Source organism: Prevotella multiformis (genome assembly GCF_018127985.1).
Taxonomy (GTDB): Bacteria; Bacteroidota; Bacteroidia; order Bacteroidales; family Bacteroidaceae; genus Prevotella; species Prevotella multiformis.
Genome location: NZ_CP072357.1, coordinates 1,168,179 through 1,180,982, shown reverse-complemented (window position 1 = coordinate 1,180,982; position 12,804 = coordinate 1,168,179). Strand labels below are relative to the sequence as shown.

The 12,804-nt window shown below is 56.3% G+C and carries 9 protein-coding genes; 2 read left to right on the top strand and 7 right to left on the bottom strand.

The features are described from left to right. Positions 1-107 precede the first annotated feature (107 nt). Positions 108-1,037, bottom strand: a complete 930-nt coding sequence (locus tag J4864_RS04785) for a carbohydrate kinase family protein (protein ID WP_211813887.1) — start codon at positions 1,035-1,037, stop codon at positions 108-110. Between the two features lie 140 nt (positions 1,038-1,177). Here J4864_RS04785 and J4864_RS04780 point away from each other — a divergent pair, with 140 nt between their 5' ends. Then, a complete protein-coding gene (locus J4864_RS04780) occupies positions 1,178-2,419 on the top strand; it encodes a M16 family metallopeptidase (RefSeq protein WP_211813886.1) in 1,242 nt (413 codons plus the stop codon). A gap of 191 nt (positions 2,420-2,610) precedes the next feature. Continuing rightward, on the top strand, positions 2,611-3,885 hold the full coding sequence (locus J4864_RS04775; RefSeq protein WP_211813885.1) for an NAD(P)/FAD-dependent oxidoreductase: 1,275 nt from the start codon (positions 2,611-2,613) through the stop codon (positions 3,883-3,885). A 178-nt stretch (positions 3,886-4,063) separates the two neighbouring features. On the opposite strand, the gene ispF is transcribed toward J4864_RS04775, so the two are convergent. From ispF to rpsB, 6 genes are all read right to left on the bottom strand, one after another. Beyond that, positions 4,064-4,570 carry a 2-C-methyl-D-erythritol 2,4-cyclodiphosphate synthase gene (ispF, locus tag J4864_RS04770; protein WP_040554578.1) on the bottom strand — a complete coding sequence of 169 codons (507 nt, stop codon included), beginning with the start codon at positions 4,568-4,570 and terminating at the stop codon, positions 4,064-4,066. 77 nt (positions 4,571-4,647) lie between these two features. Beyond that, a complete protein-coding gene (gene porV, locus J4864_RS04765) occupies positions 4,648-5,814 on the bottom strand; it encodes a type IX secretion system outer membrane channel protein PorV (RefSeq protein ID WP_211813884.1) in 1,167 nt (388 codons plus the stop codon). 117 nt (positions 5,815-5,931) lie between these two features. Then, positions 5,932-9,507 (bottom strand): type IX secretion system sortase PorU, encoded by a 3,576-nt coding sequence (gene porU / locus J4864_RS04760; protein ID WP_211813883.1) that lies wholly within the window; start codon positions 9,505-9,507, stop codon positions 5,932-5,934. A 66-nt stretch (positions 9,508-9,573) separates the two neighbouring features. Continuing rightward, the gene (locus J4864_RS04755; RefSeq protein WP_211813882.1) at positions 9,574-10,191 is read right to left on the bottom strand and encodes a fumarylacetoacetate hydrolase family protein; all 618 of its coding nucleotides are present in this window, start codon (positions 10,189-10,191) and stop codon (positions 9,574-9,576) included. A 222-nt stretch (positions 10,192-10,413) separates the two neighbouring features. Next, complete coding sequence (tsf, locus tag J4864_RS04750; RefSeq protein WP_211813881.1) at positions 10,414-11,412, bottom strand: translation elongation factor Ts; 999 nt, start codon at positions 11,410-11,412, stop codon at positions 10,414-10,416. Between the two features lie 126 nt (positions 11,413-11,538). Next, complete coding sequence (gene rpsB, locus J4864_RS04745) at positions 11,539-12,372, bottom strand: 30S ribosomal protein S2 (RefSeq protein WP_211813880.1); 834 nt, start codon at positions 12,370-12,372, stop codon at positions 11,539-11,541. Positions 12,373-12,804: the final 432 nt, after the last annotated feature.

The window sequence follows — 12,804 nt, the reverse complement described above, 5'->3', positions numbered from 1 at the left end:
GAAAGCCGACTGACCTTTTTGCGTATGTTCCTGTCGGACTTGCATCCTGCGGCACTGTCGGCTCGACGCCTTTCACCCCTCCCGGTTCCTTTCACTTCCGATGCCTTCTACCCTTTCATCCTCTCTCCGAACTCCTTGCTGACATAGTTGAAGATGTCCTTGCAGCAATCGGCCGAGAAAGCCAGGGCACTTGCGATGAGTCCGTCCCACTGCTCCTCGCTCAGCCCGCTGTCGAGGTCGGCCCGTGTGATGCCCTGCTTCAGCATTCCGAAGATGAAACCGGCATTGAAGTTGTCGCCGGCACCGATCGTGCTGATGACCTCCGTGTCGGGTACAGGATAAGCCTTCTTTATGTTCTTGCCGCCGCGCACCTCTACCGGCCGGCTGCCGTGGGTGTAGATGAACTGCCGGCAGTAGAAGGAGATTTCCGCATTGTAGACCTTGTCGGCATCCTCTTTCCTGTAGAGTGTCGCAAAGTCTTCGTGACTGCCGCGGACAATGTCGGCATAGTCAAGGTTCTCTATCAGGTTGGGAGTGATCTTTATCACTTCGTCCTTGTGCGCCGGGCGGAAGTTGACGTCATAGTAGATGATGGCTCCCCTCGACCGTGCATAGTCGAGCAGCCCCACCAGCTGCGGACGGATGACCGGATTCACCGCATAGAACGAGCCGAAAAGCACGATGTCATCGGGCTGTATGTCCGGGTAAGTGAACTCCAGCTGGTCGTGCGGATGATCTTTGTAGAAGATGTACTCGGCGTCATTCTTCTCGTTGAGGAACGCCAGCGACACAGGCGACTTGGAGTCGGGGAAGGTCGCCACGTTGTCGGTATTGACCCCGTTGTCTTTCAGGAAGCCGATGATGTACTTGCCGACGTGGTCGTTGCCGGCCTCGGAGATGAACGACGCATTGACCCCGCAGCGGCCCAGCGACGTGATGGCGTTGAAGGCAGAGCCTCCCGGTACGGCCTCGAGGGGCCTGTTGTCTTTGAAGATGATGTCCAGTACGGTCTCGCCGATACCTATAACTTTCCGCATTTTACTGTGACTTATGTTGTGTCTGCTTTTGTCGTGCAAATATAGTGTAAATCGGGCGGACTACAAAAAGAATCAGGTTCTTTTTTCTTTGGGCAGCAAAGTCTGCTCCCTTTCGTTCTTTTTTCTTAATTTTGCACCTTATGACGAATTACCAGACGGCAGCCCTCGGCAACGGACTGCGCATCATCGCTCTGCCTTCGGCCTCTCCGGTGGTCTATTGCGGTTACCAGGTGAACGCCGGGTCGGCCAGCGAACAGCCCGGTGAAGAGGGAATCGCCCACTTCTGCGAACACGTCAGTTTCAAAGGGACGGCGAGGCGTTCGGCACTGGAGGTCATCAACTGTCTCGAAGAGGTGGGCGGAGAACTCAATGCCTTCACCACCAAGGCGGATACTGTTTACTATGCGGCGATTCTGAAAGAGCATGTCGGCCGTGCGGTGGACTTGCTGACGGATATCGTCTTCCACAGTGTCTATCCCCAGAAGGAAATCGACAAGGAGGCAGAAGTCATCTGCGACGAGATAGAGTCGTATAACGACAGTCCGGCGGAGCTGATCTACGACGACTTTGAGAACCTCGTCTTCGGCGGTCACCCCCTTGGGCACAACATCCTCGGGACGGCGGACCGCGTGCGGAAGTTCACTACGGCGGATGCCCTCCGCTTCACCCGCAGGCATTACCGCCCGGAGAATGCCGTCTTCTTTGCCTACGGAGACATCGACTTTGACGCCCTCCTCCGTCTTCTGGCTGAAGCGAACGGCACAAATGTGACCGGTTTCGGCGGACCTGTCGGCGACGGGGAGACGATCCGTCCGGCCTTGAGCAGCTACCGCCCGCAGACGGTCAGGACAGACAGGCATACCCATCAGGCACACGTGATGGTCGGCAACCGTGCCTATTGTGTACACGACCGGCGGCGCATGGCACTCTATCTGCTGAACAACATCCTCGGCGGTCCGGGCATGAGCGCACGGCTGAACCTCGCACTCCGCGAGCGGCGGGGACTCGTCTATACGGTGGAGAGCACGATGGTGAACTATTCCACGACAGGTGTCTGGAGCATCTATTTCGGCTGTGATGCCGGCGATGTCGACGAGTGCATGCGTCTTGCCCGCATGGAGCTCGACCGCTTCATGTCCGTTCCCCTTACCGATGACGAGCTGGCTGTCGCCCGGCAGCAGATCAAGGGGCAGATCGGCATTGCCTGCGACAACCGGGAGAACCTTGCTCTCGACTTCGGGAAGGGCTTCCTGCACTATGGCTGGAAGAAGGACATCACGGCTCTTTTCCGTGACATTGATGCCGTTACGGCAGACGAGGTGCAGGCGGTTGCGTGCGAGCTCTTTCCGCAGGAGCGGCTGACGACACTGATCTACGAGTGACACGGAAGGCGGGACACCCGGGCTTCGGGAACGACATTCCCAAGCCCTGGGAACGACATTCCCAAGCCCTGGGAACAGGATTCCCGATGGGTCGGGAACATCCGTACCGGGAAACGACTTTGGCACAGTATTTTCTGTGTCGCATACAGGACACATATATATAGAACAGCATATTATATACAGCAGGGATAATGAAAGCAAACATCGAACGTACGGAAAAGAAGAGGGTCGTCATCGTAGGCGGCGGTCTGGGAGGGCTGGAGCTGGCTTTCAAGCTGGCCGGCGGTGACTTCCAGGTGGTTCTGGTCGACAAGAACAACTATCACCAGTTCCCTCCATTGATTTATCAGGTGGCTTCCGCCGGTCTCGAACCGAGCAGCATCTCCTTCCCCTTCCGCCGTCTCTTCCAGGGACACAAGGACTTCTTCTTCCGGATGGCGGAGGTGAAAGCGGTGGATGCGGCCGGGAAGAGGATCGTGACTTCCGTAGGCGACATCCACTACGACTACCTTGTACTGGCGGCAGGTGCCCGGACAAACTTCTTCGGGAACAAGGAAATCGAGGCCACCACGCTCCCCATGAAGTCCGTTAGCGAGGCCATGCAGCTGCGCAACACCATCCTGCGGAATCTTGAAAAGGCGGAGACAGAGGAAGACCCTGCGTGCAGGCAGGCGCTGATGAACATCGTGGTCGTCGGAGGCGGTGCGTCGGGGGTAGAAATTGCGGGGGCTGTGGCGGAGATGAAGAAGAACATCATCGCCCGGGATTACCCCGACCTGGATTCCTCGCAGATGCACATCTATCTCGTCAATGCGGGTAAGCGTCTCCTTGCCGCCATGGATCCGGTCTCGTCGGCACGTGCCGAGCGCGATCTGAAGGAACTGCACGTGCACATCCGTCAGCCGCAGTTTGCGACGGAATACAAGGACGGGATTCTGAAGACGAGTGCCGGTCTGGAGATTCCTGCCCGGACGGTCATCTGGGTGAGCGGCATCTGTGCGAACACCGTTGAGGGGCTGCCGGCGGAGAGCATCGGCCATGCGGGCAGGATTCTCACCGACCGGTTCTGTCGTGTGAAGGGTGTGCAGGATGTCTTTGCCATCGGCGACCAGAGCCTGATAGAAGGCGATGAGGAGTATCCGCTCGGCCATCCGCAGCTGGCACAGGTGGCCATGCAGCAGGCGAAGACCGTGGCGGAGAACCTCAAGTCCCTGCAATGCGGCGGAGAGGAAAAGCCCTTCAAATACAGAAACCTCGGCGTGATGGCGACCATCGGGCGTAACCATGCCGTTGCGGAAATCGGCGGCCGGAAGTTCGGCGGCTTCGCAGCCTGGGTGCTGTGGCTCGTCGTTCATCTGCGTTCCATCCTCGGCGTGAAGAACAAGGCGTTCATCCTGCTCAACTGGGTGTGGAACTATCTGAATTACAAACAGAGCCTCCGGCTGATTCTGAAAGCGAAAGGATAGCAGGATGCCGTGCCGGATGACCGGCGGGCCGGACGGCGACCGGACAGACAGAAGGCAGGCAGCCTACCCACAGCAGCCCCCTCTCGTCCTCTCCCTTTATCGGGAAAAGAATGAGAGGGGGGCTGCTGTGGGTAGGCTGCCTGCCTTCTTGTTGGAAATGCCTGCTGTCTGTTTCGGATCAGTCCTTCACGATGAGGCAGACGGCATAGGCCGCCATTCCCTCTTCATGTCCGACGAAGCCCATCCGCTCGGAGGTGGTGGCTTTGACGGAGACGGCATCAGGGTCGCAGCCGATAATCTCAGCTAAACATTTGCACATGGCCGGGATGTGCGGATTGATTTTCGGCCGTTCAGCGCATACGGTAGCATCGATGTTGCCCACACGAAACCCCTTTTCTGCAAGGAGCCTGATGGTCTTCCCGAGGATGACCTTCGAGTCCATGTCCAGCGTGTCAGCGGCTGTGTCGGGGAAGTGATAGCCTATGTCGCGCAGATTGGCAGCACCGAGCAGTGCGTCGCAGATGGCATGGATGAGCACGTCGGCATCGCTGTGACCGAGCAGCCCGAGGCTGTGTTCGATCTTGATGCCTCCGAGATAGAGGCCGCGTCCTTCAACGAGACGGTGTACGTCGTATCCCATTCCGACGCGGAAGGATGGGATGGAGGGGGATTGGGGGGTCTGCATGAGGATTGGGGGTGATAAGCGGTGATGGGTGATGATAGGTGATGATAAGTGGTGATGGGTGATGGTCGGAGGTGACCTTACTTCCTCTTGAAGAGATCTTTGATGCCGTCCATGTCGAACGAGAGAGAGAAGCGGAGGGTCTGGTCGAGCGGGTTGTTCTTGGCCGTCGCGATGACGTAGCCGGCATCGAGGGAGAAGACGTTCATCTTGAAACCGGCACCGACGGTGAAGTACTTGCGGTTGCCTTTGTTCTCACTTTCATTGTGATAACCGGCCCGGAGGGAGAACTTGTCGTTGTAGGTATATTCCGCACCGACGCTCCACTGTATCTCCTGCATCTCTTCGGAGAACCCGTTGGGCGCATCACCGAAGCTCTTGAAGATCCCCGATATGGACGAGACATCATAGTAATCCTTCTGCAGGCGGTTGTCGTAATCGACCTGCGACTCGTCGGCATTGCGCTTCGGATAGGTCGGAACGAGCAGTTTGTTGGCATCGGCGGCGATGGTGAAACGGTTGAACTCGTCGATGGGAACCATCAGCGAAGCACCCAGCCGGAGGTTGGTCGGGATGAACTCGGAACGGTTGTCGCCGCCGAAGGTGATCTTCGATCCGATGTTGGAGATGTTCATGCCCAGTCCCAGCTGGCACTCCCGCTCACCGATGTTGATGTAGTTCTGGTAATAGCACGACAGGTCGGCGGCAAAGGCAGAGCCCGGTGAAGTGTCGTCTTTGTAGCTGTAGGTCAGGTCGGAATAGATCCAGCGTACAGCGGCGCCGAGCGAGAAGTGCTCGCTGAGCATCAGGGAATAAGCCACGTCCAATGACATCTCGTAGGGATTGATGGTCATTGTTCCGTCGTCGGTCGTCACCTCACCCAGGGAGAAGTAGCGCATGGAGGCGGACACGGCACTGTAATCGCCGATGCGGTAGTAACCGGCGAGGTAAGCGAGGTCGATGTCGTTCACCAGCTGGCGCAGCCAGGGCGTGTAGTTCAGTGAGACACCGGCGCGGGAAATGGTGAAAGGGTACTTGGCCGGATTCCAGTACTGTGAGTTCACGTCCGGGTCGGTGGCCGCACCGACATCACCCATACCTGCCGAACGGGCATCAGGAGCGATGGTCTGCGAGGTCACTGCCGTATTGACAGGATTGAACATATCCTTCTTGCTGTCCTGCGCAAAGGCGGCGGAAGCGGAAAGTACCGTTGCCGAGAAGAGGACGGTGCGGAGTGTCTTATTCATTCTTTACTTGGGTTGCTTGTTGCTAAATGAAAATCCATGAGACGGTGTCAGGGCGGAGAGGTGCGGATCGCCTTCCTCCTTCGGCATTGTCTCATGGATTGTAACGTCATCCCTGCTTTATTTATTGTCCAGGATGATGAGTTTCTTGGCTTTGGACACCTTCGTTGCTCCGTCGCTGCTGAGCCGCACACGATAGAGATAGACCCCGGTGTGGAGGCGTTTCCCGCTGTCGACCGTCAGGTCCCAGTCGGCCGTGATGGCATTGCCTGATGCCGTTCCCGTCTCTGCCCGGTGCCAGAGCAGACGGCCGCTCATGTCGAAGACTTCGATGTCGACATCCACGTTGGAGCCGACGTAGTTGTGTGTCACGATGAAGGTCGTCTCCGTGGTAGCCGGGTTCTTCGATGCGTTGACACTGTAGATTTCCGGGGCCAGACCCTTGACTACCTTGAAGTGGAGGGTGACGGTCGACGGGTTGTTCAGGATGTCCCATGCACGGAACTGGAGGGTGTGGTGTCCTTCGGAGAGTTCCGGCAGGCTGTAGCCCGTCGAGCCGGATGTGTAGCTGCCGAAGTCGTATCGGAAGTTGTCGTTCAGGACATAGGTCTGCGTCAGTTTGCCGTCGATTGTCAGCTGCATATCGTGTCCGATGCCGTTGCCGGACGCGTTGATGCCGTCCTTGTCGGTAATCTGTGCGAAGAAGTATGGCGTGCTGTTGACTTCGCCGCCGTCCGCAAAGGACGGTGTGTTGAGATAAGCGTAGATGGACGGACCGATGGAGTCGTTGTAGACAGTCTCTGACCCGTCGATGCTGAAGCCCTCTTCGTGCCCTTGGGCCATGAGCGTGTGATTTTCATTGATGGCAGAAAAGTTCATCAGTCCGGTGCCTGAAGTGTAATTGATGTCGCGCGGCAGGGCGAAGGTGAAGGTGAACTCACCTTTGCGGATGCTGTCCGTTCCGTTGTACAACACTTTCTGCCGGTCGTAGAATGTGAAAGCCTTTTCTGCCGTATCTTCCTGCTTCTTGCAGGTGATCAGTTCTCTTGTGTCACGTACGGTAGCTGCGAGCAGTCCGTTGAAGTCGGTCTGTTTCTCACCGTCCTTGGCTATATAGCCTTTTACCTTCACGATGGAACCGCCTTTGAGAGTTATCGGGTTGGATGTGTCCGGTGTCTGTCCGTTGATGGTCTCCACCTTGACTTGAAGGGTAGGCAGGTTCAGCGAGAGGGCCGGGTCGCCCAGGAGAGCGTACTGTAGTTTGTTCGGCGTGAGGTCGCTGTTGCCATTGATCAGTTCGCATTTCGCCAGCCGCTGGGCCTCGCCCAGGGTGGTCGGTCTGCCGTCCGTAAAGCTCAGCACATGGCGGAGGAAAGCCGTATTGATGGCTTTGTTGTAGTAGGCATATACCGTGCGGGTCGTTCCCCAGAATGCCACCGACCCTCCCTTCGCATTCAGCATGGCCGTCTCGCCGATGGTCGGCATGGTGGCATCGAAAGGCATGATGTCGCAGCTGGCGGTGATCCATAACGGCAGGTTGGCATTGGTGAAGCCGGCGAAGTCGGTCAGCCGGAGCACCGCTTCATGGGAGATCTGGTCCTCCTTGCCATGGCCGGCATAGTCCATGATGAGTGCTCCCTGTGCCTGCTGCTGCCTGATGATGCTGCTTGCCTCGGGGTAAGTGTTGCCTGTTGCAGACGACACACGGGTGTAGGCATCCCACATCACTTTCTTCACCTGATAGTCGGGATAGGCTGCCATGATGGTCTCGGCGGTCTCGTTGACATCTGTCATGTGCAGGTTGTTGTTGCCGTCGTCACCCATGAACATGATTGTGTTTTCCCAGCTGCCGCCGTTCTTGTTTTCGGCATAGCGGATGGTTTTGTCCACCAAGGTTCTGGCATCCGCTACGGTCGTCACCGGGAAGCGTCCCACTCCGAGGTCTTCCTTGTCACGGCGCAGGAGGTCGCTGCCCTCACCGTCGTCCATGAGGGTGAACCATCCGTCGTTGACATAGCAGTCGGTCTCGCTGAAGGAGTTTTCGCTCTCGTAAGCCAGCAGGTAGTCGTCCGGGTTGAGATGGCGGCACGCAGGGGTCAGCATTCGGTTGTCCCATACACAGTCGCCGAAGAGCAGGAGCGACTTCGGCAGGCTGCCGCCGGAAGCACGGTCGTAGAGCATCTTCATGTAGCGTCGGTAGGCCATTGCGTCCGGCGTTCCGCTGGAGAACTCGTTGTACAGTTCGTCAGCCGGAACGATACGTACCGTAAGGTTGTCGTGCGTGCGGTGGAAGTCGGCCAGCCGTTCGGCCTGTTCCAAGAGCTTCTGGCTTGTCGGAATGATGATGACCATGTCGGCCGGTCCGTCTGCATGATGGTCCTGGTTGGTGATGTTGTAGACGTATTCCGGTACCGGGAAGTTCGATTTCAACGAGGGTGCCGGTGCTGGTGCCGGATAGGTCATGGCGATGTAATCGAGCCGTGCCGGACCGCCTGCCGTAGTCGTAACCTTGATGCTGTCGACTGCGCGGAGGTTGTCGAGCGCATAGCTTCTTACCTCCTCATAACCCTTGTCGAACGAGTCGTGGGGTGCTATTCTTATTTCACCGAGGTCTCTGCCGTTCGCCTCCAGCTTCACCGTCGAGGCATAGGTGCCTGTCGTGCCGGCTACGGTAAGCCTGCCGGCTGCGGTATGTGCCTTGTTGGCCAAGGTGAAGACTTTGCTCTCGTTCAGCTTCAGCGGTGTCTTCTCGAAGAGATTACGGCCGCCGTGATACCAGCTGAAGTCGTCCACCTCGTGCAGACTGTGATAGTCTTCGGCAGCGGGATAGAAGCTGTTGAGGAACTCCGTGCTGTCTGCGATGACGGCCGGTGTACCGCTGTCGTCCTCTGTCAGGAAGTAATAGCCATAATCGGAATAGGGGTTGCGGGTCCTACTGGACGATGTGTTCTGCTCCCAGCTGACAGGGCCGCGGGCATAGAAGAGCCGCCTGCCGCCTGCGTCATAGGTAGGGACTTCCTGCAGGTCGTCGTGCGAAGTGATGAAATCAGCTGTCAGTACTTCGTCCTGCAGATTGCCGCCATAGCCATAGACTTTCACCTTATTCATGTGTGAGAAGCCTGCACGGCGGATGAGTTCCGGTGTCAGCTGGTACACCCCGTTGGACGGAATGCGTATCTTCGCCCACTTGCCGCTGGCAAGGACGGAGTGTTCCGCATAGCGGCTGGCAGCGGAAGTTGCCTGCATGGCGCCTGTACGGGTGGCAGGGTCTTTTCTCCCGCTGGCGGTCTTCGTTCTGGGCCGGGAGGTGAGTGCTATCATGAAACTGACGAGAAACTGCTTTCTCCCGTTGCGCTGTACGATGGGCATGAGCGAGATTTCCAGTACGCCTTTTTTGCGTTCCACCGTCATCTGGCGGTGAATCTCGGGCAGTGAGGGTGGTATGACGGCCGTCAGTGCATTGTATCGCTCGATGTCGGTCTTGCTCATGTCCATGAACTCCGGATAGCGTATCTCCAGCTCGTAGACGGAGTCGGCATACTGCTCACCCACAGGAATGGCATAGTGGAAGTGGGGCAGTACGGAGTCGATGGTCACGTCTTCCACCGTCAGGTTGAAGAATCTTTGCTGCTGGGCTGACAGTCTCATACAGCCCATGAGCAGCAGGAAGCAGAGTATAATGGATGTTCTCTTCATTGTGATGGACAATCCTTTCATCGTTGGTATATGCAGCAGGTTTGTCCTGCATGCTTTCCGTGTTGTCTATTTGCAGTTGAACTCGAGGACTTTCCGATCCTCCAAGTATCCTTCCAGATGGTCGTTGATATGGACAGAGCCGCAGCCTGACGGACAGCCCGTATAGAGGATGTCGCCCGTCTTGAGGGTGAAATAGCGGCTGATGTAGCTGATGATTTCATCCACTTTGTACAGCATATCGCCTGTATATCCCTCCTGTACTGTCCTGCCGTTGACGGCCAGCCGGAAGCGCAGCCGCTGGATGTCAAGGAATCTGTCCTTCGGCACCCATTCACCCAAGGCGGCTGCGCCGTCAAAGCCCTTGCACAGATCCCAGGGCATTCCCTGTTCCATCAGGTGCTGTTGCAGTTCGCGTGCCGTGAAGTCGATGCCCACTGTCACGGCATCGTAATAGCGGTGGGCGAAACGCTCGGGGATGGTCTTGCCGAGCCGGCAGATGCGCACGACAAGTTCTGTCTCGTATTCTATCATCCCGAGGTCGTCGGGGATGAAGAAGGGCTTTCCGTCTTTCAGCAGGGCCGAGTCGGCCTTGGTGAAGAGGACGGGCGTCTCCTTTCCTGATAACGCTTCGTTCTGCGTTTTATTGTGTTCGGCGTAATTCATGCCGACTGCAAAGATCTTCATTGGGTGTTGGCTTTTTAGGATGGGGATGGGAGGTGATGGACGATGATAAGCGGTGATGGGCGGTGATAGGCGGTGATAAGCGGTGATGGGTGATGACGGGAGCTTATGACCGCCTGTCATCGCTTATCCCCCGTCTGTCCCTTCTGACAAAGAAAGGAGCCGCAGGAGCCAAACGGCTTTCCTGCGACTCCCTGTTCTTTTCTCAGAAGGATAGTCTCCGGCTTATTCAGCAGAGAGTGTGAAACGCTTGTAGGCAACAACCTTGAGATCTTTGCTCTGTGCCTTCAGCCACTCGCCGACGCTCTGCTTGTCGCCGTCGCCGAACTGGAACTCCTGGTCAATGAGGCAGTTCTCCTTGAAGAACTTGTTGAGGCGACCCTTCGCAATGTTCTGGATCATGTTCTCATTGAGGTTGGCAGCCTTCTCGGCAGAAACGGTCTTGCGGATCTCCACAGCCTTGTCAGCCTCCTCACGGGTCAGCCAGCCCTTTTTGATGTTCGACTCGATGTGGTCCTCGCTGTCAACGAGGTTGGCATTGATGCCTGCCTTCTTGATGGCAGCTACGACAGCCTTTTCCACCTGCTCTTCCTTGGTCTTCTCAACGGCAACCTTGAACTCCTCGTCCTTGACAGACTGTGGAACAGACTCCTCGTCGAGGGCTACCGGCTTCATGGCTGCCACCTGCATGGCTACCTTGTGACCGGCCTCCTCATTGTTCTCGTTGAGCTGAACCATCGTAGCAAGGGTGTGCTTGTTCATGTGGTCATAAACAGAGACGTTACCGCCCTCCAGGAAGTTATAGCCGTCAAGCTCCATCTTCTCACCCGTGACACCGGAACGCTGCTGGACAGCGGTAGCGGCATCCTCTCCGTTGGCGAGCTTCAGTGCCTTTACCTCGTCGAGGCTCTTGCACCTGGCGGCAACGGCAGCGTCCAGAATCTCCTGGACGAGTGCGATGAAGTCCTTGCCGTTGGCAACGAAGTCGGTCTCGCACTTGACAGCGACCATAGCAGCGAAGCCGTCAACCTGCTTGACGAGCACACAACCGTTGGATGTCTCACGGTCAGAACGCTTGGCGGCGATAGCCAGACCGCGCTCGCGGAGCAGATCCTTTGCCTTGTCGAAATCGCCTTCAGCCTCTGTGAGGGCCTTCTTTACATCAGCCAGACCGGCACCGGTCATGGCACGGAGCTTCTTGATATCTTCAATAGATACAGCCATTTTATTGTTTTCCTTTCTAATGTTATTTAAATATCGTGGGCGTTGATGAGAGACGATGAGCCTTCATGTATCGCACGGATACGGCAGCCCATTGGCACTCACCAGCGCCCACTATGTTTTCAATTGTTACTCAGCAGCTGGTGTTTCTTCCTCAGCCTTGGGAGCCTCCTCGGTCTTGGGAGCCTCCTCAGCCTTGCGTGCAGCACGCTTCGGCTTTGCTTCGGCAGCCTCTTCAGCCTGCTCGGCTGCGGCCTTCTCGTCGGCCTTCTCAGCCTTGCGCTCCTCCAGACCCTCTGCGATGGCATCGCAGCAGGCGGTGAGGATCACCTCTACGGAATCCTTTGCGTCGTCGTTGGCCGGGATGACGTAGTCGATGTTCTTGGGGTCAGAGTTGGTGTCGACGATGCCGAATACTGGGATTCCCAGACGGTTGGCCTCCTTGACGGCGATGTGCTCCTTCATGACGTCTACTACGAAGAGGGCAGACGGCAGGCGGGTCAGGTCGGCGATGGACCCGAGGTTCTTCTCCAGCTTGGCGCGCTGGCGGGAGATCTGCAGCAGCTCTCGCTTGGAGAGGTTGGCGAATGTTCCGTCGTTCATCAGCTTGTCGATGTTCGTCATTTTCTTCACTGCCTTACGGATTGTAGGGAAGTTGGTCAGCATACCGCCGGCCCAACGCTCGTTGACGTATGGCATGTTCACAGCTGCGGCCTTCTCGGCTACAGCTTCCTTAGCTTGTTTTTTAGTAGCGACGAACAGGATCTTCTTTCCGCTTCTGGCAAGTCCCTTGAGTGCCTCTGCAGCCTCGTCAATCTTGGCTACAGTCTTGTGAAGATCGATGATGTGGATGCCGTTGCGCTCCATGAAGATGTAAGGAGCCATGGCGGGGTTCCACTTGCGACGGAGGTGGCCAAAGTGGCATCCTGCCTCCAGTAACTGGTCGAAATTTGTTCTTGACATTTCGTTTGTTTTTTTCTTGTTTACTTTCTTTTTAATTCTTCTTGGCAAATGAGCTTTGCCAGGCTTGTTAGAATCAACCGGCGGGTAGTCCCCCGATCAGGAATCGCGCCGGTTTAGATACTAAACCGATTGATTTGAGATTTGAGATTTGAGGATTGAGATTTGAGGTTTCGCTGCTGAATCAGCTGATGCTGTATCGCAACGCTCAAGTCCTGATATTCATTCTCAGTATTCAACGCTCAATGCTCAATGTTCAAAGTTCAATGTTCAAAGTTCAATGTTCAATGCTCAATGTTCAAAGTTCAATGCTCAATGCTCAAAGTTCAAAGTTCAATGCTCAAAGTTCAAAGTTCAATGCTCAAAGTTCAAAGTTCAATGCTCAATGTTCAATGCTCAAAGTTCAAAGTTCAATGCTCAATGTTCAATGCTCAA

Coding starts and splice junctions, on each gene's coding strand:
- porV (WP_211813884.1), bottom strand. CDS start 5,814: ATGAATAAGACACTCCGCACCGTCCTCTTCTCGGCAACGGTACTTTCC.
- J4864_RS04780 (WP_211813886.1), top strand. CDS start 1,178: ATGACGAATTACCAGACGGCAGCCCTCGGCAACGGACTGCGCATCATC.
- J4864_RS04775 (WP_211813885.1), top strand. CDS start 2,611: ATGAAAGCAAACATCGAACGTACGGAAAAGAAGAGGGTCGTCATCGTA.
- J4864_RS04785 (WP_211813887.1), bottom strand. CDS start 1,037: ATGCGGAAAGTTATAGGTATCGGCGAGACCGTACTGGACATCATCTTC.
- rpsB (WP_211813880.1), bottom strand. CDS start 12,372: ATGTCAAGAACAAATTTCGACCAGTTACTGGAGGCAGGATGCCACTTT.
- porU (WP_211813883.1), bottom strand. CDS start 9,507: ATGAAGAGAACATCCATTATACTCTGCTTCCTGCTGCTCATGGGCTGT.
- tsf (WP_211813881.1), bottom strand. CDS start 11,412: ATGGCTGTATCTATTGAAGATATCAAGAAGCTCCGTGCCATGACCGGT.
- ispF (WP_040554578.1), bottom strand. CDS start 4,570: ATGCAGACCCCCCAATCCCCCTCCATCCCATCCTTCCGCGTCGGAATG.
- J4864_RS04755 (WP_211813882.1), bottom strand. CDS start 10,191: ATGAAGATCTTTGCAGTCGGCATGAATTACGCCGAACACAATAAAACG.